This is a genomic window from Gluconobacter sp. Dm-73 (assembly GCF_018256215.1).
Taxonomy (GTDB): domain Bacteria; phylum Pseudomonadota; class Alphaproteobacteria; order Acetobacterales; family Acetobacteraceae; genus Gluconobacter; species Gluconobacter cadivus.
Map to the genome: position 1 here is coordinate 233512 of NZ_JAERLW010000001.1, position 19528 is coordinate 253039.

The following is a 19528-nucleotide window of genomic DNA, read 5'->3' on the forward strand; positions in this document are numbered from 1 at the left end:
GAGCCTCCTGCGGTTGATCTTGTAGACTGGTCGTGGGTGCATCATATGATGGAGGCTCAGCAATTTCTTCATCTGGAAGGATGATGACGATGAACAACGAAGAACGCGATCTGATCGCCCGTTTCGTCGCCCGTGTCGGGGGAGGGCCGCAGGTCACGGGACCCGGCCAGCCACCGGCCGCCCCTCTGCCGCCCGTCGACCCCGAAGCGGACCGCTTCATCGCCGAGAACTTCCAGCAGTACCCGGAAGCCCGCTACCGCGTCACCCAGATGGCCGTGGTGCAGGAAGCCGCTCTGGCGCAGGCGCAGAACCGGATCCGTCAGCTCGAATTCCAGCTCCAGCAGACCCAGCAGCAGCTCGCACAGGCGCAGCAGTCCGGTGGCGGCAAGCCGGGCGGGCTTTTCGGTGGTTTCTTCAGTGGCGGCAATCGTCCGCAGCAAGCCGCTCCTCCGCCGGGCTGGGGCGCACAACAGGCCGCACCGCCGCCGAACTTCATGCCGCAGCAGCAATATGGGTATCCGCCGGGCTATCAACCGGGCATGTTCCAGCGTGGCGGCTCAGGCTTTTTAGGCTCGGCCCTGACCACGGCTGCGGGTGTTGCGGGTGGCATGATGGCCGCCAATGCGCTTGAAGGCCTGTTCTCCGACCATCACAGCGGCGGCGGCGACGCAGCCGGCGGCTGGGGCACGGGCGGCGATACCATCATCAACAATTATGGCAGTGATGCTTCGAGCGCAGATCCCTTCGGCGGTTCGGGCACTGATGCCGGCAACTTCTCCAACTCCGATTTCGGCGGTGTCGATTCCGGTGGCGGAGACTTCGGCGGCGGTGATGGCGGCGGATTCGACGACATGTTCTGATCTGGTCCTGTCAACTGGCTCTGTCAGACAGTGCATTTTCAAAAACCCGTCCGGACTATTATGTCCGGGCGGGTTTTTTGATGTTTGCCAACCCGTCGCCCTATGCTGCGTTCGCTCTCATGACTGACCTCTTTCCCGATCGGGAGGCCCCATCTGATGTCCCACTCCGCCCCGAATGCCGATTTCCGCGATCTCTCCGCTTTCGATGCGCTTGAAGATGGCAGGATCACTCCGTTTTCGCTGGACGGAGCGCCGGTCGTCCTGATCCGCGATGGCGAGAAAATCCATGCGTTCGCTGGGAAATGCCCGCACAAGGAGGCACCGCTGGAGCAGGGCGCGTTCTGCCGGACGGAAAAAGGCAGTGTGCTGGTCTGCCCCTGGCACAAAGCGGTTTTTGACGCGACGGATGGAAGCCTCGTCGAGCCGCTGGCCCTCGATCCCCTGCCACGTTACCCCGCCCAGATTGTCGATGGACGCGTTCTGGTCGGGTTGAAACCGGTGCAGCGTGTCGCGCCCGCGAAACGGCAGGAAGGCGACAGCGTGCTGTTGCTTGGTGCCGGGGCCGCAGCCGTCAGCGCGGCGGTGACGCTTCGGGCAGAGGGCTTTGCGGGCACGATTACAATGGTCAGCGAGGAAAAGGATCTTCCCTATGACCGCACGGCCCTGAGCAAGACCGTCCTCGTCAGCGAATCCGAAAAAGCCCATGCGCCCCCGGTTCGGGAGGAGGAGTTTTATACAGAGCGCGACATCACGCGCATCCGCGGCCATGTGGCACAGTTCGACCCGCAGACCCGCACCGCAACTTTGCAGGATGGGACAAAACTGACAGCCGATCACGTCCTGATCGCCACGGGCGCCGTGACTAAAAAGCCGGATATTCCGGGCGTGGACATGAAGGGCGTCTATACGCTGCATCGCGAAGCGGATGCCGAGCGGATTGCCGCCATTCTCGACCCCGATCTGGCGGTCACGATCGTCGGTGCGGGGTTCATCGGGCTGGAAGCCGCGTCTTCCCTGCGTCAGCGCGGCGTCGGAGTAACGATTGTTTCCGATAACGAAATCCCGATGGAAAAACAGTTCGGGCGTGAAATCGGCATTCGTCTGCGCCAGTTGCATGAAGAAAACGGTGTGGCGTTCGTCTCGGATGCGCGGGTGACGAAGATCTATGCCAATGAGAGCGACGGCGGGACGGCGTCGGGCGTGGAACTGGATGATGGAACCCGTCTGCCCGCCGCTTTTGTGCTGCTCGGCGTCGGGGTCATCCCGGCCACGGATTATGTTCTGGGGCTGGAGCGGGACAAAAGTGGTGCGATTGTTGTGAACGGCCAGATGCGCGTAACGCGGGGCGATGATGTTGGGGCCTATCCCGGCGTCTATGCAGCCGGGGACGCATCCGCCGTCTTTCATGATGGTGCGCCACGGCGAATCGAGCACTGGCGTCATGCCGAGGTACAGGGGCGGATCGCGGCTCTTGCGATGATGGGGCATGATACCCCGAACGTTCCGATACCGTGGTTCTGGACGCAGCAGTTCGGCAAGAAAATCGAGCTTCTGGGCTGGGGCGAGAGCTTCGACAATGTGGCCCTGGAAGGCGATATTCGCGGATTCAGGTTCCTTGCGACCTATCTCAAGGACGGCAAACCCATCGCGCTGGCCGGGGCAGGGCATGCCGCAGACATGGCGCGGGCTGCAGTCGATTTTGATGGTTTCATGAAGGAAAAGGCCTGAACCCGCCCCTGAGGTCGCAGAAAACTTGACATCAGAGGGCCGTCCCGGCTTCCTGCGCCCACTTATCCGCACAGGACGTTGAAGAGGCCCGCCATGCATCCATACCGCACCCATGACTGTAGCGCCCTGCGTGAAGAGAACGCCGGGCAGACCGTCCGCCTTTCCGGCTGGGTGCACAGCAAGCGCGACCACGGCGGCCTGCTGTTCATCGATCTGCGCGACCATTATGGCGTCACGCAGATCGTCATCCCCTCGGGCACGGACCTGCTGGAAAAGGTCGAGCGCCTGCGTGTCGAGAGCGTCATCACCGTGACCGGCAAGGTCGTGGTGCGTCATGGATCGCAGCGCAACCCGAACCTGCCAACCGGTGACGTCGAAGTTCTGGCCGAATCTCTGGACGTCCGCTCCAGCGCTGAAGTTCTCCCATTCCAGGTCGCGGGCAACGAGAACTACCCCGAAGAACTGCGCCTGAAGTATCGTTACATCGACCTGCGCCGCGACAAGATGCACCAGAACATCCTGCTTCGCAGCAAGGTCATCACGAGTCTGCGCCAGCGCATGATCGCGCAGGGCTTCACGGAGTTCCAGACGCCGATCCTGACGGCCTCCTCCCCCGAAGGCGCGCGGGACTTCCTTGTCCCGGCCCGTCTGCATCCGGGCAAGTTCTACGCCCTGCCGCAGGCGCCGCAGCAGTTCAAGCAGCTCGCGATGGTTGCCGGTTTCGACCGCTACTTCCAGATTGCTCCCTGCTTCCGTGACGAAGCCTCGCGCGCTGACCGCAGCCCGGGCGAGTTCTATCAGCTCGATTTCGAGATGTCGTTCGTCACGCAGGAAGACGTCTTCACGGTGCTCGAGCCCGTCCTTGCGGGCGTGTTCAACGAGTTCACGCCTGAAGGCTGGAAGATCACGGACGGCGCATTCCCGCGCATTCCGTATGCTGACGCGATGCGCGACTACGGCTCCGACAAGCCGGATCTGCGGAACCCGCTGATCATCAAGGACGTCACGGAAGCCTTCCAAGAATCCGGTTTCGGCCTGTTCGCCAAGATCGCGGCTTCGGGCGGCCAGATCCGCGCCATTCCGGCTCCGGGTGCGGGTGACCGTCCGCGCGGCTTCTTCGACAAGCTGAACACATGGGCGCGTGAAAGCGGTGCCGGTGGTCTGGGCTACATCATTTTTGAAGCCGAAGGTGGCAAAGGCCCGATTGCCAAGAACCTCGAAGCCGAGCGCGTCGAGAGCATCCGTGAAGCCTGCGGCCTCAAGGCTGGGGACGCCGTGTTCTTCGCCGCAGGCAAGGGCGATGAAGTCGCCAAGTTCTCCGGCGTCGTCCGCACCAAGGTCGCGACAGAACTGGACCTGATCGAGAAGAACGCGTTCCGCTTCTGCTGGGTCGTGGACTTCCCGATGTTCGAGCTGAACGAGGAAACCGGGAAGGTCGACTTCTCGCACAACCCGTTCTCCATGCCGCAGGGTGGGCTTGAGGCGCTGAACACGCAGGACCCGCTGACGATCAACGCCTACCAGTACGACATCGTTTGCAACGGCGTGGAACTATCCTCGGGCGCGATTCGGAACCATTTGCCGGAAGTCATGCTCCGCGCGTTCGAAATCGCAGGCTATGGTCCCGAAGTCGTGGAAGAGCGCTTCGGTGGCATGCTGAATGCCTTCCGCTACGGCGCCCCGCCGCATGGTGGCGCAGCACCGGGCGTGGACCGTATCGTGATGCTGCTGGCCGATGAGCCAAACATTCGCGAAGTCATTCTCTTCCCGCTCAACCAGAGCGGCGAAGACCTGATGATGGAAGCCCCGGCTCCGGTCGAGCCCGCCCGTCTGAAGGAACTTCATCTGGCGCTCGACCTGCCGAAGCCCAAGCCGACCGCCAGTAAGTAACTCCGAGACAGGGTTTCCTGTTTCTACCTGACCGGCATCTCCTTAACGGGAGGTGCCGGTTTTTTTTGCCATGCTTGGCCGCTTGCTCTCACCAATGCACCCGGATGCCGCCTGTGACGGCTGCACTCCCGCCTGCGGCACCCTGAATGGTATCGCGGTGTCCTCCGAAGAAACTCGCCGTCAGGTCCACGCCTGGAAGGGCTTTCAACGGGTAGGCGAAAGTCGTCGTCACACCTTTTTCTTCCATCAGCGGCGATTGTGCTGCCCGCTCGACGTCCAGAGGGCCAATTTTTGAGAGATTCGACAGATCCAGCTTCATCCACTCCCGTCGCACAACGGGGGACATTCCTGTCTGCTCAAAACTTAATCCGCCTGACCCGGATCGACCTGTCATGCTGTCCAGCAGCGCAGGATCTCTCAGCACATCCGGGTGGGGCATTCGTGTCCGGGCGGTATGATGTGCGGGCATAAAATAGGCAGGGCTCTGGGCGCGAAGCGGGAAGGCCCAGACGCTGCCGAGAATATAGGCCGCAAGCCGCCAGTCTATGCACATGGTAAAAACCCCCAACGAAAAACGACATGAGGGTCTGCGGTAATGGCGTACGAGCCGGATGTGCAAGATGTGAGCGCATGCCAAATCTTGTATCAAAAAAGATACAGTCAATAAAATATATTCAAATTCAAAGGCTAGAAATAAATCTAATTCTAAATCTGTATCTTAAAAGACACACATCAACTTCTGTATCTTTCCGTTACAGGCGTAGGGAAAGGCATCGTACATGCAACATAAAATCATGATCTGCCCGGATTCCGCCACAGATGCGCCTCAGCTGCGCCAAGACGCTCCCGTCATCATCTTTCCGTGACAAGGCGTCATGGAAAGGAGAGCATTGATGCTGAAACATCTGTCAGGGATCTTGGCTGTTTCCGCCCTGTTTGCAGGTACGATGGCGATTGCGCCGATGTCGGGAACAGCCCATGCCCAGTTCGTGCCCTATAGCGGCCCATACCGCCAGCCGCCTCCGCCGCCGCATACGCTGCCGGAAACAATTCCGCCCCATCGCGGAGACCTGCACTGGGTACCGGGCTACTGGCGCTGGAGCGGCAACGGGTATCAGTGGCAGCCGGGCCATCTGAGTCGAAAACCCAGTCTGCGACACGCATGAGGGGACGCAAAGGGGGAGGCGGGTGGCCTGTTCCCCTTGCATCTTCAAACCGTAACGAGAACCGGGACGTGATCGGAGGCCTTTTCCTTCGTCCGTTCGCCCCGATCGATCACGAACGCTGTCAGACGCTCGGCCAGACGGGGCGACAGAAGCGCATGGTCGATCCGCAGGCCCGAATTTCGCTGGAACGCCGCCGCCTGATAATCCCAGAACGTGTAATGCCGGCCCGCAGGGTGAAGGGTGCGCAGGGCATCCGTTAGTCCCATCCATTTTAACCTGCGGAACGCCGCGCGCGTCTCGGGTCGCACCAGTGCATCATCAGGTGACAGCGCGCCGGGCGCCAGATCCTCGTCCGTCGGGCAGACATTGAAATCGCCGATGAACGCAAACGGCTTTTCTGCATCGAGCAGAACACGCGCGCGTTCCGCTAAAGCGTCAAAAAACGCCAGCTTGGTCGCGTAACCGTCTTCGCCGCCGGAATTGCCGTTCGGCAGATAAAGATTACCGATCGTAATGCCGTCGAGTTCCGCTTCGATATAACGGGCAGACGGATGATCGAAGCTCGGAAGCGTATGGTGCGTCACTGTGAAAGGTCGGCGTCCGATCAGGGCGACGCCATTATAGGCTTTCTGCCCCGAGGTCGCGACATGCAGTCCGGCTTCTGCGAACACGGCTGGAAACTGGCTGTCCTCGCATTTGATCTCCTGAAGGCACAGCAGATCGCAGTCCGGATGGCGCTCCAGCCAGTCCTGAACATGATGGGCGCGGGCGCGGATGGAATTGATGTTCCAGCTTGCGAAGGTAAACGGCGTGTTGCTCATGAACTCAGGCTAGCGAAAAGCTGGTGCCGCAGCCACAGGACGAGGCCGCATTGGGGTTCGTGACCGTGAAATGGGCGCCCATCAGCTTGTCCACGAATTCCAATTCCGCGTTTTCCAGCAGGTCGAGGCTGGTCGTATCCACGAACACGCGCGCGCCGTCCCGTTCGATGACGACATCATCCGCGGCCTGATCGCGTTCCAGCTTGAACTGATACTGAAACCCGTTGCAGCCTCCGGCCAGCACCGCAACGCGCAGCGCGAGCCCGTCGGGTTCGGGTTGCGCTGCAATGATCTCCCTGATGCGGGCGGCCGCACTGGCGGAAACACTGAAAGGCACGGTGTCGGACATGGGTTCTGGTTCCCGGACTTTTCTGAAAAGACAACTGCGGTCCTGATTATATGGCCAGAGCGCCCCCCAGAGCAAAGGGGAAGGGCAGAGGGGTCACGCTTGCACCGGCACGATGCTGGCGTAGAATGCCCCCGTAAGCCGCCCGAAACGGCGCTCTCCCGGCCCGACGGCTCACGCAGGACATGTCTTGATGGTAGCGATCTACGCGGTACAGGATTCCGGCTCCCCTACGGATTTCAGAGGCCGACTCTACCCTGAAGTGGAAAGCCCGGTCCGCTCGCCCTGGCAGCGGGACCGTGACCGTGTGCTGCATTCCGCAGGCTTTCGGACCCTGCAATACAAGACGCAGGTCTTCATCAATCACGAAGGCGATTTTTTCCGCACGCGCCTGACACACTCGCTCGAAGTCGCGCAGATCGCCCGTTCCATCGCCCGTAATCTGGACCTTAACGAGGATCTGACCGAAACCGTGGCACTTGCCCATGATCTCGGTCACACGCCGTTCGGCCATGCCGGGGAAGACGCCCTCGCGCTCGCGATGAAGGACTGGGGCGGTTTCGATCACAATACCCAGTCCCTGCGGCTCGTAACCGCGCTCGAAGCCCGGTACCACGCCTTTGATGGTCTGAACCTGACATGGGAAGCGCTGGAGGGGCTGGCCAAGCATAATGGCCCGGTCAAACGCCCGACGCCCTATTTCGCGGAATACGACGCGAAACATCATCTGGATCTGCAAAGCTATGCGTCCGCAGAAGCGCAAGTGGCCGCCATGTCTGACGACATCGCCTATCATGGCCACGATCTCGATGACGGTCTGCGCGCCGGGCTGCTGTCTTTTGAGGATATTGAAGACCTGCCGCTGGTCGGAGACGCTCTGCGCCGGTCGCGCGAGATGGAACGCCTGATCGGGCGTGAGGCGTCCGATCAGGCGCAGCGCGTGCGTCATGAAACCATCCGCGTCGTCATCAACCAGCTCGCCACGGACCTCACGGACCAGACGCGCCGCAATCTTGAAGCGCTCAACCCGCAATCGGCTGACGACATCCGCCATGCCGGATATCCTGTCGTGGCGTTCAGCCCGGACATGCGAGAAGCCAACAAGGCCATCCGCAAGTTTCTCTATGCCCGCATGTACCGGCACTGGCGCGTCAACCGTATGGCGCGGAAAGCCAAGATTGCGGTCCGGGAAATCTTCGACATCCTCTCCGAAGACCCCGGCCTTCTGCCCGATCCGCTGCGGGGCCGTGCGAAAGCCGCCGATGACGTGCAGCGCAGGCGTCTGGTGGCCGATTATATTGCCGGAATGACCGATCGTTTCGCGATGGAAGAACATCGACGGTTGACGGACCTCTCCGTGCTGGGCTGATAGAGCCTCTGATTTAAAGACGCGTTACAGGAATCGAGCTGAAATGGCCGCTGACACCACGACCCTTACGACTGACTGTCTCTTTGCCCGCACCCGGGTTCAGGTGTGCGAGGCTCTGCGATCGGTCGTCCCCGGCCTGCCGGAAGAGGTGGTGCAGCGCGTCGACCTGACCCCCACGCGCGACCCGTCCCATGGCGATATGGCAACGAACGCCGCGATGCTGGCCGCCAAGCCCGCGCGCCGCAAACCCGCCGATATTGCCGCCGAACTGGTCGTGAAACTCTCCGAGCTGCCGGGGATCGCGAAGGCCGAAGCTGCCGGTCCGGGCTTTGTGAACCTGACACTCAAGCCCGAAGTCCTGCAGGGCGTGGCTGTTTCCGTTCTCAAGGCGGGCGACCGCTACGGCCGCTCCACGATGGGGCAGGGAACACGCGTGAACGTGGAATACGTCTCCGCCAACCCGACCGGCCCGATGCATGTCGGTCATTGCCGTGGTGCCGTGGTCGGAGACGCTCTGGCAAACCTGCTCGAAGCCGCAGGCAGCCCGGTGACGCGCGAATACTATATCAACGATGCCGGAACTCAGGTTGTCGCCCTGACCTGGGCCACATACTGGCGCTATCTTCAGGCCATCGGCACGAACATCCCGGCAGACGAATTCGGTGCCCTGACACCGAATGGCCTGCAATATCAGGGCGAGTACCTGATCCCCGTCGCGCAAAGCATTGCTGAAAAGCACGGACGTTCGCTCGCCAATGCCGAAGGTGGCCCGGCAGATCCGTCCGTCTGGTTCGAGACTGTGCGTCGTGAAGCGCTGACGCAGATGATGGCTGCCATCCGCGAGGATCTGGAAGCGCTCGGCATTTCGCATGAAGTCTTCGCCAGCGAAGCTGAAACGCTGGCCAGTGGTCGTGTCGACGCCGCGATCGCCAAGCTCGACAGCAAAGGCCTGCTCTATGAGGGCGTGCTGGAGCCGCCGAAGGGCAAGATGCCGGAAGACTGGGAAGCCCGTCCGCAGACGCTCTTCCGCTCCACGGAGTTCGGCGACGATCAGGACCGTGCGCTCCGCAAATCCGACGGCACCAACACCTACTTCGCCAATGATATCGGCTATCACGCCCAGAAGGCTGAGAATGCCGACGTCCTGATCGACGTCCTCGGCGCTGATCATGGCGGTTACGTCTCGAGGATGCGGGCCGCCATTTCCGCTTTGACGGATGGCAAGACCGGCTTTGAAGTCGTGATGTGCCAGATCGTGCGCGTCGTGAAAAATGGCGAGCCGGTGAAGATGTCCAAGCGCGCTGGTACGTTCGTGACCCTGCGCGACCTTCTGGACGAAGTGGGCAAGGACGCCGTGCGCTTCACGATGCTGACCCGCAAGGCCGACGCGCAGATGGAGTTCGATCTGGATGCTGTCGTCGCCCAGACGCGCGACAATCCGGTGTTCTACGTCCAGTACGCCCATGCCCGTTGCCGCTCGGTTCTGCGTTCGGCCGAGACGATGTTTGGCGCGGATGCCGTGACGCCGGAAGCCCTGTGCGGTGCTGACCTGACCAACCTGTCTTCGGACGTCGAACTGGCCGTTCTGCGCCGTCTGGCCGCGTTCCCCCGCAGTGTGGAAGCCGCGGCTACGGCGCGTGAACCGCACCGGATCGCGACTTATTGCATTGATCTGGCGTCTGACTTCCACGCCCTGTGGAACCGGGGCCGCGAAGATACCACCCTGCGCTTCCTGCACGAGAACGACCGCGCAACCAGCCTCGCCAAGCTGGCGCTGGTCTCGGCCATTGCGGGAACGCTGCGCTGTGCCCTCACCATTCTCGGCGTCGTGCCGGTGGAGGAAATGCGATGAGCCCGGAAAACGATCAGGGACGCGGAAACGCCGACCCCGGCGATTATGGCCGCTCTCCGAAACAGCCTTCCAGTCCGGCACCGGGCCCACGTCCGCAGCAGCGTTTTGATCGTGAACGCCTGAGTAACGACTATGACGACGAACCCGCTCCGCGTCGTCGCCCGCCGACAGGAGCGAATACTGCCGGGGCAGGGCGCCTGACATCCCTGCTGGGCAATGATCCCGCAACGCGCAAGCTGGTCGGCGGCGCGGTGGGTATCGGCGTTGTGCTGATGCTGGCGGTCGGCGGCTGGTCGCTTATGGGAACCCATCACGGCGGCATTCCCATTATCGGCCCGCCGCCCGGCCCCGTGAAGGACCGCCCCGCCGATCCGGGCGGAATGCAGATCATGAGCGGTGATGGCGGGGAAACCGACATGACTGGCAATGGCGAGGCGCATCTCGCGCCCGGCCCCGAACAGCCCGATACGAAGGCGCTGGCCCGTCAGTACGGCGTGCCTCCGGGCGCGCCAACGCAGGATCCTGCAAAGACAGATGCAACGCCGGGCGCAGCCGTGCCTCCCACAACTCCGGGAAATGCTCCGGCTCCGACCGCTCCTGCGAACAGCCCGGACGCAACCGCATCTGCCGCACCCGAACAGCCTCAGTCCGCAGCACCGCCTGCGACGACGCCGGAGAAGCCGCAGGTTCAGCCTGCTGCCCCGACGGATACTGCTGCCAATACCCCGGTTGAAGCTCCAAAAGAGGTACCGAAAAAAGAAGAAGCGCCCGTGCATCACGCGGCCCGCCCAGTTGAAAAGCCGCTTCCCGCTCCTGTGCCGGAACCCGAGAGTGTCGCGCCGCCAAAGGTCGCTGCTCCCGAAAAAACGGCCTCCAAGGCGGATGCCCCGTCCGGCTCGCATGAAGTGCAGCTCGGCGCGCTCGACAGTGAGGCCGCAGCCCGCAAGGAGTGGGACAGTCTGCGCCATCAGGCTCCGGCCCTGCTCGCCGGGCATACGCCGCTGTTTGAGAAGACCACGCGTGGCGACCATACGTTCGTGCGTCTGCGGATCGGCGGATTTGCGGATCTGAAAGCCGCGCGGGCCTATTGTGTGAAGCTGCACGCGCAGTCCGTCGCCTGTACGCCAGCCCAGTTCTGAGCGCTGGCGTTTGAGCGAGACACTGCATCTGACGCTTGACGGGTTCGAGGGGCCGCTGGATCTGCTCCTCGATCTTGCCCGCAAACAGAAGGTGGATCTGGCGAAAATCTCCATCCTTCAACTGGTGGAGCAATATCTGGCCGTCGTGGACAAGGCGCGTGCGGAAGCGCGGAGCCTGCGGCTGGAACTTGCGGCGGACTGGCTCGTCATGGCGGCATGGCTTGCATGGCTGAAATCCAAACTGCTGCTTCCTGCCGAAAATGAAGACCCGGATGCTGAAGATGCCATCGAGCTTCTTCAGGAACGTCTGATCGAACTCGAACGGATGCGTGCCGCCGCCCAGTGGCTGGCCGCACAGCCTCGGCTCGGACTGGACGTATTCCGGCGCGGGCAGGGCGAGGACCATACCGAAATCGACCGCTCCGGCCTGCGTGTGGAGATGCCCGCGCTGATTATGGCCTATCTGTCCGCCCGGCGCAGAACAGGCCGCCGCACGGTCTATGCGCCTCGGGCCCGCCGCTACTGGAGCGTGCAGGACGCGCTCTCCCGCCTCAAACGCCTCCTCGGAACCGACAGCGTGGTCGGCTGGCACACCCTGACCTCCCTTTTGCCCGACCCGAACGAACTGGACGGAGAGGAAGGGCCATACGGACGCAACGCAGCTTTGGCAGGGACGCTCCTCGCAGGGCTGGAAATGGCGAAGGGCGGGGCGTTGGAACTACGTCAGCCTGAGGCTTTCGGTCTCATCGAATGGCGCCCCGCATCATGAGCGACTCCGGAATGCTCGACCGGGCCTGCCACCTTGTGGAGGCATTGGTTTTCGCCAGTCCCGAACCCGTCAAACCGTCTGCAATCGCAGAACTGCTCAAAGCCCAGTCCGTTGCCGTCGCAACGGAGGAAGCGATTGAGGCCATCCGCGCACTCTATGCCGATCATGCCATCGAAATGGTGCTGGTCGCGGGTGGCTGGCAGTTCCGCACCCGCCCCGAATACGCACCCGCTCTGACAAAAGTCGTGGAAAAGCCCCGCCGTCTGAGCCGGGGGGCGATGGAAACCCTGGCGATCGTGGCCTATCACCAGCCTTGCACCCGCGCTGAAATCGAGGCCATTCGGGGCGTTTCGCTCGGACAGGCCGTGCTCGACGCCCTGCTGGCAGACAGCCTGATTGCGCCCAAAGGCCGCAAGGAGGTGCCCGGTCGCCCTGTTCTGTGGGGCACCACGGCTCATTTTCTGGAAAGCTTTGCCCTTCCCGATCTTGCCGCCCTGCCGCGGAGGGAAGATTTCCTGCTGGATCGGGCCTCCACGGAGGCGGAAGACGATGCCCCGGACGGTTCTGCCGTAGGCGGAACGGAGCAGACAGGCTAGGAATGTCGCATGTTTGACTTCAGTTTCTCGGAAATTGCGCTGTTCGTGATGGTGGCGATGGTGTTCATCCGCCCGAAGGACCTGCCGGTGGCCATCCGCACCCTGTCCAACGGGCTGAAGGCGATGCGGCGTATGGCCTCGGAGTTTCAGTCCCATGTGGACGAAATGGTCCGTGAGGCCGATCTGTCCGAGGCGCGTGACCAGTTCCGGGATCTGAAAAGTTTTAACCTGCGCGACCGCGTGACGAAAGCGATCGACGGCGACAATTCCATCCGTCGCAGTCTGGAACTGGATGCGCCGACGAAAGCGTCCGCTGCCGCGCTGCCAAAGGTTCCGCCAGCCCCGCCGCCTCCGCCACCGCCCTCCCTGACCGATCTGGAAACGGTGCCGTACAATGCCCGCCCGCAGTTCGAGCCAGCCGTGGACCTGCCCGTGCAGGAGGAGCCGGACGTCAACGAAGATGTCGCTGGTGCTCCGTCCATTCTCCCGCCCAGCACGGCACGGCGGCTCCAGCATGAGCGCTCCCGCTGGCGCGCGCCTGATATTCTGCCGCCTGTCCGGGCCATCCATGCCGGTCGGCGCATCCCCATCGCGAGCGGAAAGGACGGCGAATGACCGACACTGACAGCATCAACGACACGCCGATGCCGCTCCTCGAACACCTCGTGGAACTGCGCAAACGGCTGATCTGGTCGATCGTGACCTTCGTGATCGCCTTTGCCATCTGCTACCATTTTTCGGGCGAGATCTACCGCTTTCTGGCGGCCCCGCTCGGCAACATCATGCGCAAAAACGGCGAACAGCCGCACCTGATCTACACCGCGCTGTATGAGGCCTTCTTTACCTATATCCGCGTGGCCGTGTTCGGCGCGACCTGCCTGTCCTTTCCGATGATCGCCATTCAGGCATGGATCTTCATCGCGCCCGGTCTGTATCGTAGCGAGAAACGCGCCTTTGCGCCCTTCCTGATCGCCACGCCCATCATGTTCCTGATTGGCGCTGCACTGGCCTATTACGTCGTGTTTCCTTACGCGTGGCAGTTCTTCCTGTCCTTCCAGACGCCACAGAATACTGATGGCGGCATGCAGATCGAGCTTCAGGCCAAGGTCTCGGAATATCTGACGCTGGTGACGAAAATGATCCTGGCGTTTGGGGTCTGCTTCGAGTTGCCCGTCATCCTGACTCTGCTTGTCCGTGTGGGACTGTTGAGCGTGGCGCAACTCAAGCGTTTCCGTCGCTATGCTGTCGTCGCGTCGTTTGCTGTTGCGGCCGTCATTGCGCCGCCGGATGCGATTACGATGCTGAGCCTCGCCATTCCCCTCGTCGCACTGTACGAGGTATCCATTCTGACGGCCCGGTTCGTGGAACCGAAACCGATGGCCGCCGACGAAGACTGATGACACCTGCCGGAGCCCTGAACCATGCATGACCTGAAAGCCCTGCGCGCCGACCCGGCCGCTTTTGACGCTGCTCTCGCACGTCGGGGCCTGTCACCCGTGGGACAGCAACTCGTCAGCGAAGACGAAGAGCGCCGGGCTGCTCTGGTCGCACTTCAGGACGCGCAGGCCGCCCGCAAGACGATCGCCAAGGAAATTGGCCTGCTCAAGCGGCAGAAGCTCGACACTGCTGAGATTGAAGCAAAGGCCGTAGCCCTGCGGGATCAGATCGCCGGGCTTGAAGAGCGTGCCAACACGATCCAGACCCGGATCGACGATGTGCTGAAAGCCCTGCCAAACCGTCTTGACGCCTCCGTCCCGGACGGCAGGAGCGAAGATGACAACGTCGTCGTCCATGTCCGAGGCGAAAAGCGCGAGCTGGCTTTCGAGCCGAAACAGCATTTCGAACTCGGCGAAGCGCTGGGCCAGATGGACTTCCCGACCGCGGCCAAACTGTCGGGCACGCGTTTTGTGGTTCTGCGCGGTGCGCTGGCGCGTCTGGAACGCGCCCTTGGCCAGTTCATGCTCGACACCCATACGACCGAGTTCGGCTACAGCGAAACCAGCGTGCCGCTTCTGGTCAATGACGACGCGATGTACGGCACGGACAAGCTGCCCAAATTCGCCGAGGACTCGTTCCGTACCGAAGACGGCCGCTGGCTGATCCCGACCGCCGAAGTCCCGCTCACAGCGTCCGTCATGGGTGATATTCTGCCCGCTGATGCCCTGCCGATCCGCATGACCGCACTCTCGCAATGCTTTCGCTCCGAAGCCGGTTCCGCCGGGCGCGACGTGCGCGGGATGCTGCGCCAGCACCAGTTCACCAAATGCGAACTGGTCTCCGTCGTGCGTCCCGAAGACAGCGACGCCGAGCACGAACGCATGACGCAGGCCGCCGAGACGGTTCTGGAGCGTCTGGGCATCACCTTTCGCCGGATGCTGCTCTGCGCGGGCGATACGGGGTTTGGTGCTGCCAAGACGTTCGATCTGGAAGCCTGGCTACCGGGTCAGAAGGCATGGCGTGAAATTTCCTCGTGCTCCAACACGCGCGATTTTCAGGCACGCCGCATGAATGCGCGCTATCGTGCAGAAAACGGACCGGCCTTCGTCAACACGCTTAACGGCTCCGGTCTTGCTGTCGGCCGGACGATGATCGCGGTCATGGAGACTTATCAGAACGAAGACGGCAGCATCGATATCCCCGAGGTTCTGCGTCCTTACATGGGCGGGCTGAACCGCATCGGCTGAGGACACTGACGCATGATGATCACGCTCCGCTGCTTTGCCCTGAACCTGCTGGTGGCAGGCTCAATCCTGTCCACTGCACCGGTTTATGCGGCCAGCCAGATGGCGAGTCAGGCGGCCACCATGCACACGCTGCAGGGTCAGGCTCTGTATCGTGAGCGCATGGCCCTGCCACCGGGCGCTGTTCTGAGCGTCTGGATCGAGGATACGGGAGCCACGCATGGCGCGCCCCTCGTCATGGCCGAGCAGCGCGCGGAGATCCATCATGGCGTGCCCATTCCCTATACGCTGACCTACCCCGCGCTGCCGCCAGGGGGGCATTATGTGCTGAACGCGGAAATTACGGTTGAGGGGCAGCGACTGTTCGCCACGCCCGACGGAGGCACGCCGCTCGATCACCCGCAGCTTCTGCTGCGGCGTGTCGCGGAAACGACCGTTCGCGCACCGTACGGAACATGGCGAATCCAGAGTGTCGGCAATCTGAATATCCCCAATACCCCCGAAGCGCCGGGTCTGACCCTTCAACAGGATGGCACGGTGTACGGGACGGATGGCTGCAACCGTCTGATGGGCCATTTCCGGCTTAAAGCGCAGACGCTTCAGTTCCAGCCAATGGCCACGACACGAAAAGCCTGCCTGCCGCCGCTGATGGCGCAGGAACAGAAGATCGGCGCCTTCTTTCCGACCGTAACGTCATGGTCCCGGGACGGTGAAAACCATCTTGTCCTGCACGGAAATGCGACGTCTGGCACGATGGTGCTGGTACCGCAGGATGCCCAGTAGAAATTCGCTAAAAGACGGATTTTCAGGAAACTTTTCGTCCTCCGTGTTTTTTGAAAGGGCAGGGGGGTATCCTCCCTCTTTCCTTGAAAAGCGAAATAGGACTAATCTGATCCGGCTACCGCTATCTTCCAAATGGATCGAGCAGACAGAGCTTTTCGCTGATGACGCGAAAACTCTGACAGGCGGAAAATTTCTGTCGCAGAACGGGCGCAGGATGGATCGCGCCGCTGTCATCAGTCTGGAGGTTTAGACATGAAAACGGCACTTCAGCTCGGTCTCGGGCAGAAATGGACGTCTTATTCCGCATCTGACCGGACAGTGCGCGAAGTGCGCGAAATTGTGACGCTTGCCGCGGGGCGCGTCTGCTTCAGAACAGAAGGAAAGTCGCTTGTTCCGACGCAGACTTCCGAAGCGGCATACAAGGCATGGATTAGAGAAACGGAGGCCGTATTGACCAAAAAAGCCATTCCACAGGCACAGCTTTCCCCCGGGCTTGAGCTTGGGCGTCGTATTCGGCTTTTGCGGGAAATGGCCGGGCTGAGCCAGAATCAGCTGGCCGAAAAAGTCGGGATTTCGCGCTCGGCCGTGGCTTTTTGGGAAACAGGCCGCTCAGGCCATGTGGGAAAGCATCTGGGTGGTCTGGCCGAAGTTCTGGGCGTGGAGCCCGAAGTTTTGCTGACGGGTATGGCCTACAAGGCGATTCAGGCCACCCTGACGCCTGATGAAGACACGATGCTCGCCCTCTACCGGCAGCTCGATCCGCTCATCAAGTTGCAGGCCCAGAAATGGATCGAACGACGCGTGCGTCACAGTGAAGGCCAGAGCGCAAAAACTCCCCGCCCGCCCAAGTCGGCCTGAGCGAAAACGGCCTGACTTTCGTCAGGCCAGTGCCCTGTTAAGAGGGCCGTCTGCGTGTACTGCCGGGACGCTTGCCACTTTTCGCAGGGAGCGTCCGGCCTCCCGAGTGGGACCCCGGCTTTTTCGAACCCGAAAAAGAGCTTCTGTCTCCAGACTTCCCGCCGCCGCGCCCCGGGCGTCCGCCGATACGCTGCTGCTTCTGGCTCTCGCGCATCCGGCTTTGGGTCCGCAGAACCTGTTCGATCCAGTCATTGAGAATGGACGTGTTGATTTCCGCGTCCTGACGGGCGGGATAAGCGTCCGGGAAGCGCAAAGCGAGCCAGCGCCAGGCCACCAGCCGTTTGTGCCGCTTCTCGGCCCGCTCCAGTTCCTCACGTCCCGCCTGCTCCGGATGCGGCAGCCGCCCCGTACCCGGCGGTGGAACCGGGCGCCCTGCCGCATGATCGGCCGCCCACTGGACAAGGCGCTGGATCCCGTTGTCCCGCTCATCGATCGGGCACATGGCGTAGGTCCAGCGGGTCGAGAGATCGAGGTTTTCCACGCCTTCCAGAGCAGCGGCGATTTCCAGCGCCTGTTCCATGTCGGCGAGACGATAGTTCGGGTCATCCGCACGCAGAACGGCATGTTTGATGCGTGTCAGAACGCCATAAAGACTGTCGCTGGCAATTTCTTCTGCAACCGCCCGAACGATATCCGAATCCGGCTGAACCAGCGGGCGGAGTTCCGTCACGACTTCAGGCGGTGCGCTGAGCATCTTCTTAACGAAGGTCGGGCTGCCCGCTCCAGCCAATACGCAGACCAGCCCGTTTTCATGCTTGCCGTATCGTCCGGCACGCCCGCCGATCTGTTTGACTTCCTGCGAGACCAGATCGCGCGTTTGGCGTCCGTCGAACTTGCGCAGCGCACTGAACACCACGCGCCGGATGGAGAGGTTCAGCCCCATGCCGATGGCGTCCGTCGCAATGAGGATATCGGCCTCACCATTGTTGAACCGGGCCGCTTCCGCACGCCGGACTTCCGGGCTCAGAGCGCCGTAAACTACGGCCACCCGACGCCCGCGGGCCATGAGTTCGGCGCGCAGATCCAGCACTTCGCGGCGCGAAAAGGCGATGACAGCGTCGCTGGGCTTGAGTTCATCGAGATGCAGCGTCTCACCCGCTTTGAGCGGGCTTTTGCGTTCGAGATGGATCTCATCCACCGGATCGTCGCAAAGCTCGGCGATGCGCTTGACCAGAGGAATGCAGTCCGGCGCACCGAGGATGAAGACATGCCGTGCCGGGACACCCATGATGGCAGCCGTCCAGGCGGCACCACGGTCCGGATCGGCGAGCATCTGGGCTTCGTCGATGATCGCCACATCCACCGGGTTATGGAACGGACACATCTCGACCGTCGCTGCCAGATGGCGCGCACCCGGCATTTCGATCCGCTCCTCGCCCGTGGACAGGGATGCCGGAACGCCGCGCGAAAGCAGGGACTCGCGGAATTCATGGGCGAGCAGGCGCAGGGGCGCGAGCGCTAGGCCGCTCTCGGCATTCGCTAGCGCATTGAGCGCTGTGTAGGACTTGCCGGAGTTCGTCGGCCCGGTCACGAGCGTGATGCGCCGTTTCAGCGCACGCGCGGTGCGGAAATGAGCCGCGAACCGGTCCAGCGCCGCGACACGGGCAATGGCCGCATTGCCCGCCTTGTTGCCCAGATCCAGAACTTCCGGCCGGTCTTTCGTTCCGCTACGCCATTGCGGCAGGAACGTCCGAAGGCGCTTGAGTTCTGTGGGATCGAAAAAGAACAGCTCGATTCCGTCCGGTCGCGTTTCGCGGCGCGCAACGGGAATCCGGTTTTCCGCAACCCAGCGCAGGGCCTCGCGGCGGGAGCAGTGCAGAACGCCGGGGAGGTCGTCGAAGCTGACGAGTCCCTCTTCCCACTGCCGCAGGCGCTCAAGCTCGCGCGCCCTGCGTTCTTCGGCGCGGGCCTGAATGTCGGCCTGTTCGCGAGCGCGGCGTTCTTCCGCAATCCGCAGATCGTCCTCAAAGCCCAGATCGACGCTGCCGAAGGCGCGGGCAATGCTCTGTGAGAGCTTTTCAAGCTGACCACTCGACAGGATAAGCCCGGTGTCGGCGAGATCGGCGCGAACATCTTCCAGAACGGCGCGCGGAGAATCGCCCATCTCCTGCCAGCGCGTCATCAGGACGTCGTCCAGTGTCCGGCGCAGGGCAGGCATGTCGGCGCGGGGGTCATGGGTGCGGGCCGCCGCGTCCTGCGTGTCGGCTTTGCTGACCCAGACTTCACCGGCCCTGCGACACAGATTCATGAGCTGGGATGCCCAGGTCTTACGGCGCACAACGCATAGCGCCTCGATCAGCCCGTCATGGGACAGGCTTGCCTCCGGGCCTTCAAGCCTGCGCGCGACCTGGCGCAGCAGGGCAGGGCGTTCACGCGATGTAATCTCGAGCGGGCTTCCGAAATCAGCCTCGGCCCGCGCAAGGGCGCGTTCGGCCGGAGAGAGAGTGTCGGAAAGAGGGGCGTCCGGCATGGAGTCGTCTGTCATAAGAGTCTTGTGCGTCATTCCGGCATGCGCTTCAACGCACATGGGTTTCCCGAGCGGTGACGATTGGGCTAAAAGACCCGACCCTTATCAGGTCCGAGACCTGTTATCCGTTCCGCATCGGAGAC

General features: G+C 62.2%; 18 protein-coding genes. 14 read left to right on the forward strand and 4 right to left on the reverse strand.

All coding sequences use genetic code 11. The features are described from left to right. Positions 1 to 89 precede the first annotated feature (89 nt). From JK176_RS01100 to aspS, 3 genes are all read left to right on the forward strand, one after another. The gene (locus JK176_RS01100) at positions 90 to 860 is read left to right on the forward strand and encodes a DUF2076 domain-containing protein (RefSeq protein ID WP_211585991.1); all 771 of its coding nucleotides are present in this window, start codon (positions 90 to 92) and stop codon (positions 858 to 860) included. A 156-nt stretch (positions 861 to 1016) separates the two neighbouring features. Then, complete coding sequence (locus JK176_RS01105) at positions 1017 to 2588, forward strand: FAD-dependent oxidoreductase (RefSeq protein WP_211585992.1); 1572 nt, start codon at positions 1017 to 1019, stop codon at positions 2586 to 2588. A gap of 93 nt (positions 2589 to 2681) precedes the next feature. Continuing rightward, positions 2682 to 4478, forward strand: a complete 1797-nt coding sequence (gene aspS / locus JK176_RS01110) for an aspartate--tRNA ligase (RefSeq protein WP_211585994.1) — start codon at positions 2682 to 2684, stop codon at positions 4476 to 4478. 88 nt (positions 4479 to 4566) lie between these two features. Here the strand turns inward: aspS and JK176_RS14890 are convergent, their stop codons facing one another. Next, positions 4567 to 5031 carry a hypothetical protein gene (locus JK176_RS14890; protein ID WP_249194087.1) on the reverse strand — a complete coding sequence of 155 codons (465 nt, stop codon included), beginning with the start codon at positions 5029 to 5031 and terminating at the stop codon, positions 4567 to 4569. Positions 5032 to 5371: 340 nt separating this feature from the next. Between JK176_RS14890 and JK176_RS01120 the strand changes: the two genes are divergently transcribed. Continuing rightward, positions 5372 to 5644 (forward strand): YXWGXW repeat-containing protein, encoded by a 273-nt coding sequence (locus JK176_RS01120; protein WP_062033715.1) that lies wholly within the window; start codon positions 5372 to 5374, stop codon positions 5642 to 5644. Between the two features lie 44 nt (positions 5645 to 5688). On the opposite strand, the gene xth is transcribed toward JK176_RS01120, so the two are convergent. Together xth and JK176_RS01130 are read right to left on the reverse strand one after the other, a co-directional pair. Further along, positions 5689 to 6465: an exodeoxyribonuclease III gene (gene xth, locus JK176_RS01125; protein ID WP_211585996.1), complete on the reverse strand. Its 777-nt coding sequence runs from the start codon at positions 6463 to 6465 to the stop codon at positions 5689 to 5691. 4 nt (positions 6466 to 6469) lie between these two features. Continuing rightward, complete coding sequence (locus JK176_RS01130; protein WP_211585998.1) at positions 6470 to 6814, reverse strand: iron-sulfur cluster assembly accessory protein; 345 nt, start codon at positions 6812 to 6814, stop codon at positions 6470 to 6472. Positions 6815 to 7004: 190 nt separating this feature from the next. Between JK176_RS01130 and JK176_RS01135 the strand changes: the two genes are divergently transcribed. The 10 genes from JK176_RS01135 to JK176_RS01180 all read left to right on the forward strand — a co-directional run bounded on the left by JK176_RS01135 (position 7005) and on the right by JK176_RS01180 (position 16858). Further along, on the forward strand, positions 7005 to 8180 hold the full coding sequence (locus tag JK176_RS01135; protein WP_211586000.1) for a deoxyguanosinetriphosphate triphosphohydrolase: 1176 nt from the start codon (positions 7005 to 7007) through the stop codon (positions 8178 to 8180). A gap of 43 nt (positions 8181 to 8223) precedes the next feature. Beyond that, a complete protein-coding gene (gene argS / locus JK176_RS01140) occupies positions 8224 to 10032 on the forward strand; it encodes an arginine--tRNA ligase (protein WP_211586001.1) in 1809 nt (602 codons plus the stop codon). After that, entirely contained in the window at positions 10029 to 11171 is a 1143-nt protein-coding gene (locus tag JK176_RS15075; protein WP_211586002.1) for an SPOR domain-containing protein, read from the forward strand. The genes argS and JK176_RS15075 overlap by 4 nt, the downstream gene beginning before the upstream one ends. Positions 11172 to 11181: 10 nt before the next feature. Further along, entirely contained in the window at positions 11182 to 11940 is a 759-nt protein-coding gene (locus JK176_RS01150) for a ScpA family protein (RefSeq protein ID WP_211586003.1), read from the forward strand. Beyond that, complete coding sequence (scpB, locus tag JK176_RS01155) at positions 11937 to 12536, forward strand: SMC-Scp complex subunit ScpB (RefSeq protein ID WP_211586004.1); 600 nt, start codon at positions 11937 to 11939, stop codon at positions 12534 to 12536. Before JK176_RS01150 ends, scpB begins: the two co-directional genes overlap by 4 nt. A gap of 9 nt (positions 12537 to 12545) precedes the next feature. After that, positions 12546 to 13151 (forward strand): Sec-independent protein translocase protein TatB, encoded by a 606-nt coding sequence (gene tatB / locus JK176_RS01160; protein WP_211586005.1) that lies wholly within the window; start codon positions 12546 to 12548, stop codon positions 13149 to 13151. Then, the gene (gene tatC / locus JK176_RS01165) at positions 13148 to 13933 is read left to right on the forward strand and encodes a twin-arginine translocase subunit TatC (protein ID WP_062033683.1); all 786 of its coding nucleotides are present in this window, start codon (positions 13148 to 13150) and stop codon (positions 13931 to 13933) included. The genes tatB and tatC overlap by 4 nt, the downstream gene beginning before the upstream one ends. Positions 13934 to 13957: 24 nt before the next feature. Next, a complete protein-coding gene (serS, locus tag JK176_RS01170) occupies positions 13958 to 15220 on the forward strand; it encodes a serine--tRNA ligase (RefSeq protein ID WP_211586006.1) in 1263 nt (420 codons plus the stop codon). A gap of 12 nt (positions 15221 to 15232) precedes the next feature. Beyond that, entirely contained in the window at positions 15233 to 16000 is a 768-nt protein-coding gene (locus JK176_RS01175) for an META domain-containing protein (protein ID WP_211574077.1), read from the forward strand. A 252-nt stretch (positions 16001 to 16252) separates the two neighbouring features. Next, positions 16253 to 16858, forward strand: a complete 606-nt coding sequence (locus JK176_RS01180; protein WP_211586008.1) for a helix-turn-helix domain-containing protein — start codon at positions 16253 to 16255, stop codon at positions 16856 to 16858. A 37-nt stretch (positions 16859 to 16895) separates the two neighbouring features. On the opposite strand, the gene JK176_RS01185 is transcribed toward JK176_RS01180, so the two are convergent. Further along, entirely contained in the window at positions 16896 to 19403 is a 2508-nt protein-coding gene (locus tag JK176_RS01185) for a helicase-related protein (protein ID WP_211586009.1), read from the reverse strand. Positions 19404 to 19528: the final 125 nt, after the last annotated feature.

Bases quoted from the DNA above. Each gene is read 5' to 3' on its own strand.
- serS (WP_211586006.1), top strand. From the start codon at position 13,958: ATGCATGACCTGAAAGCCCTGCGCGCCGACCCGGCCGCTTTTGACGCT.
- JK176_RS01130 (WP_211585998.1), bottom strand. From the start codon at position 6,814: ATGTCCGACACCGTGCCTTTCAGTGTTTCCGCCAGTGCGGCCGCCCGC.
- scpB (WP_211586004.1), top strand. From the start codon at position 11,937: ATGAGCGACTCCGGAATGCTCGACCGGGCCTGCCACCTTGTGGAGGCA.
- JK176_RS01135 (WP_211586000.1), top strand. From the start codon at position 7,005: ATGGTAGCGATCTACGCGGTACAGGATTCCGGCTCCCCTACGGATTTC.
- JK176_RS01185 (WP_211586009.1), bottom strand. From the start codon at position 19,403: ATGACAGACGACTCCATGCCGGACGCCCCTCTTTCCGACACTCTCTCT.
- JK176_RS14890 (WP_249194087.1), bottom strand. From the start codon at position 5,031: ATGTGCATAGACTGGCGGCTTGCGGCCTATATTCTCGGCAGCGTCTGG.
- JK176_RS15075 (WP_211586002.1), top strand. From the start codon at position 10,029: ATGAGCCCGGAAAACGATCAGGGACGCGGAAACGCCGACCCCGGCGAT.
- aspS (WP_211585994.1), top strand. From the start codon at position 2,682: ATGCATCCATACCGCACCCATGACTGTAGCGCCCTGCGTGAAGAGAAC.
- JK176_RS01175 (WP_211574077.1), top strand. From the start codon at position 15,233: ATGATGATCACGCTCCGCTGCTTTGCCCTGAACCTGCTGGTGGCAGGC.
- JK176_RS01120 (WP_062033715.1), top strand. From the start codon at position 5,372: ATGCTGAAACATCTGTCAGGGATCTTGGCTGTTTCCGCCCTGTTTGCA.
- JK176_RS01180 (WP_211586008.1), top strand. From the start codon at position 16,253: ATGAAAACGGCACTTCAGCTCGGTCTCGGGCAGAAATGGACGTCTTAT.
- JK176_RS01105 (WP_211585992.1), top strand. From the start codon at position 1,017: ATGTCCCACTCCGCCCCGAATGCCGATTTCCGCGATCTCTCCGCTTTC.
- tatC (WP_062033683.1), top strand. From the start codon at position 13,148: ATGACCGACACTGACAGCATCAACGACACGCCGATGCCGCTCCTCGAA.
- argS (WP_211586001.1), top strand. From the start codon at position 8,224: ATGGCCGCTGACACCACGACCCTTACGACTGACTGTCTCTTTGCCCGC.
- tatB (WP_211586005.1), top strand. From the start codon at position 12,546: ATGTTTGACTTCAGTTTCTCGGAAATTGCGCTGTTCGTGATGGTGGCG.
- xth (WP_211585996.1), bottom strand. From the start codon at position 6,465: ATGAGCAACACGCCGTTTACCTTCGCAAGCTGGAACATCAATTCCATC.
- JK176_RS01100 (WP_211585991.1), top strand. From the start codon at position 90: ATGAACAACGAAGAACGCGATCTGATCGCCCGTTTCGTCGCCCGTGTC.